The 2,489-nt window shown below is 47.1% G+C and carries 4 protein-coding genes; 2 read left to right on the top strand and 2 right to left on the bottom strand.

The genetic code is table 11. The annotated features are described in order from the left end of the window. Window positions 1–304, top strand: a 304-nt coding sequence (locus Q0546_RS03835) for an ATP-binding protein (protein WP_298790692.1), incomplete at its 5' end; no start/stop codon positions are given. Here Q0546_RS03835 and Q0546_RS03830 read toward each other — a convergent pair. Then, complete coding sequence (locus Q0546_RS03830) at window positions 301–1,152, bottom strand: cache domain-containing protein (protein WP_298790690.1); 852 nt, start codon at window positions 1,150–1,152, stop codon at window positions 301–303. The two genes, Q0546_RS03835 and Q0546_RS03830, sit on opposite strands and share 4 nt — an antisense overlap. Continuing rightward, window positions 1,145–1,516 (bottom strand): HIT family protein, encoded by a 372-nt coding sequence (locus tag Q0546_RS03825; RefSeq protein ID WP_298790689.1) that lies wholly within the window; start codon window positions 1,514–1,516, stop codon window positions 1,145–1,147. The genes Q0546_RS03830 and Q0546_RS03825 overlap by 8 nt, the downstream gene beginning before the upstream one ends. Window positions 1,517–1,646: 130 nt before the next feature. Here Q0546_RS03825 and Q0546_RS03820 point away from each other — a divergent pair, with 130 nt between their 5' ends. Then, window positions 1,647–2,483, top strand: a complete 837-nt coding sequence (locus Q0546_RS03820) for a tetratricopeptide repeat protein (protein WP_298790687.1) — start codon at window positions 1,647–1,649, stop codon at window positions 2,481–2,483. Window positions 2,484–2,489: the final 6 nt, after the last annotated feature.

Here is a 2,489-nt window from a genome sequence, read left to right as displayed (position 1 = left end):
CAACCTGAGCAACGCCGTAAAATATAGCCGCGAAGGAGGGATAATAAATTTGCGCCTTTTTGAAAAAAGCGGCAAAATCGTGCTCGAGATCGAGGACGAGGGCGAAGGCATAAAAGATACGAGTAAAATTTGGAAACGCTACGTTAGAGATGAGGGCGTGCAGGGCGGCTTTGGCTTGGGGCTAAACATCGTGCAAAGTATCTGCGTGAAAAACGGCGTGGAGTACGGCGTGAAAAGCGAACTAGGCAAAGGCAGCGTCTTTACCTACAAATTTTCGCCGTACTCAAAAAGCTTGCTTGACTAATCAAACCAAACGCCCAGCTTTGCTAAATTTCGCTCTTTTGAGTCGGAGTTAAAATAAATAACAAAATATCCCACGCGCTCGCCTTTTGCGTCGTTCATCGGCTGGACGGTAAAGGCGTGCGAATCCGTCTGATAAAATCCTCCGCTTTTAAATTTGATGTCTTTTAGCATCGGCAGGACGTTTAAATTTGCGTAGCTCTTGTTTACGAAATGAAAGCCGTCGATGATGCCCTCGTCGCTGCTGTTTTGATACGGCGAGTCGGCGCTAGCGTCGAGTAGTACGAAAAGTCCGAGCCCTTGCTGTGCAAAAAAGTCGCTCAAATGCTTAAAATCAAGCAGCACCTCGATACTGCCTAGCATCTTTTTATCCTCAAACACCGGCGCGACCGATCTTATAAAAACACCCGCGCGACCGACCTCGATGCCTGCGGCTACGCCGTTTTTTGCCTCGGCTAGCAGGTGGCGAAAGCTCGTTAGATCATCGTTATATAGCGGTATCCAGCTCCTAGCAAAACTCCTCATTTCGGGCGTATGGATGTGAAATTTGGCATTTTGGTAAATCGGCACCTTGCTTAGCGTTTTGGTAAATTCGCCAAGCGTCTCTAGGCACATCTGACGATTATTTTGGCTCATACATTTTTTCACGTGCTCGTTTTGCGCTAGCAGCGTCGCAACGGTCATCGCGGAGAGCTTTTCTTCTTCTATGTTTTTATTTAAAATTTGCGTTTGAAAGTCGAGAAATTTTTTGATATTTTCCGTCTGCGTCTGCTCGTCCCAGCGCGCCTTATAAACCGCCAAAACGCTTGCTACTACGATGATCGCGAGCGTTAGAAGTATTTTTTTATTCACGTGTTTTGCCTAGCTCGCACGCTAAAATTTGAGAAAACTCGGCAAAACCTGGCAAATTTAGCTCGCCTTCGCGCTGCTTTTTGCCCCACATGGACTCCGGGAAAAAGCTATCGCTCTCAAACCTCGCCATCACGTGAAAATGCACGCGCGGCACGTAGTTTGCAAAGCTTGCGATGTTTATTTTTGTTGGATTATAAAATTTTCTCATTACTTTTTCGGTCGTCAAAACCGCTTCAAAAACCCTTTTTTGCGTCGCTTCGTCGCAGTCGGTTAGCTCCTTAAACGGCGTTTTGGTAAAAATTTTTACCCACGGTATCTCGCTCGTTTCTCGCTCGACGAAAATCAGCTCGTCTTCAAAAATCATTTTAAGCTCCTTTTTGATAGTGATTTTAGCCAAATTTGAATTTTAATCTTTTTAAATTTATACTTCATGCATTTTGGCTTCGGCGTTTTGCGGCGGTAAATTTATAAAATTTGAAAGGAAATTTGAGCTTATGAGACGTTTGATTTTGCTTGTGTTTTTTGCGGCGCTGTCTTTTGGGGGTGAGCTAGCCGATCTTAGCAAGGAGTGCAAAAAGGGAAACGACGAGATTTGTAAAAGGCTCTCGCTCGCGATTAAAAACTTAGAGCTTGCCTGCGATGAAGGCGGCGAGAAAAACGCGATGTATTGCGCGGGACTTGGGTATTTTTACGAGTTTGATAAGGTGTTTACAAAAGCCGTGCGATACTACGACAAGGCTTGCGGGCTTGGTGCGGACAAAGCCTGCGTGTATCTGGGGCTACTTTACCAAAGCGGGCAGGGAGCGGCGCAAGATCACAGAAAGGCAAACGAGCTTTTTGCTAAAGCTTGCGAAAAAGGCGTAGGCGAGGGGTGCGCGAGCCTAGCGTATAGCTACGGCAAGGGGCTTGGCGTCTATCCTGACGGTAAAAAAACGAACGAGTTGTTTGCTAAAGCCTGCAAGCTAGGCGAGGAAACGGCGTGCTATAATCTCGCTCTAAGCTACGCGCTAGGTGGCGGCGTAGAAAAGGACGCGGCAAAGGCGGCGCAGATGTATGCGGCCTCTTGCGATCGCGGGCACGTGGACTATTGTGCTGATCTTGGGGTTTGCTATTTTAAGGGCGAGGGCGTAGAAAGAGACTACGAAAGAGCCGCTTTGCTCTTTACTAACGCTTGCTCGGGTGCTAGCGCGCTAGCCTGTGCAAATTTGGGCTTTGCCTACGAAAAGGGTATGGGCGTAGAAAAGAATAAAAACGCGGCCAAAGAACTTTACGATCGGGGTTGCAAGCTCGGGGAATTTAGCGCGTGCCAGTATCTAAAAAATTTGCGTTGAGATGAG

This window comes from uncultured Campylobacter sp., assembly GCF_937997465.1.
Lineage (GTDB): Bacteria > Campylobacterota > Campylobacteria > Campylobacterales > Campylobacteraceae > Campylobacter_A.
Note: the sequence above shows the minus strand (reverse complement) of the source record. Positions and strands in the feature narration are given on the sequence as shown.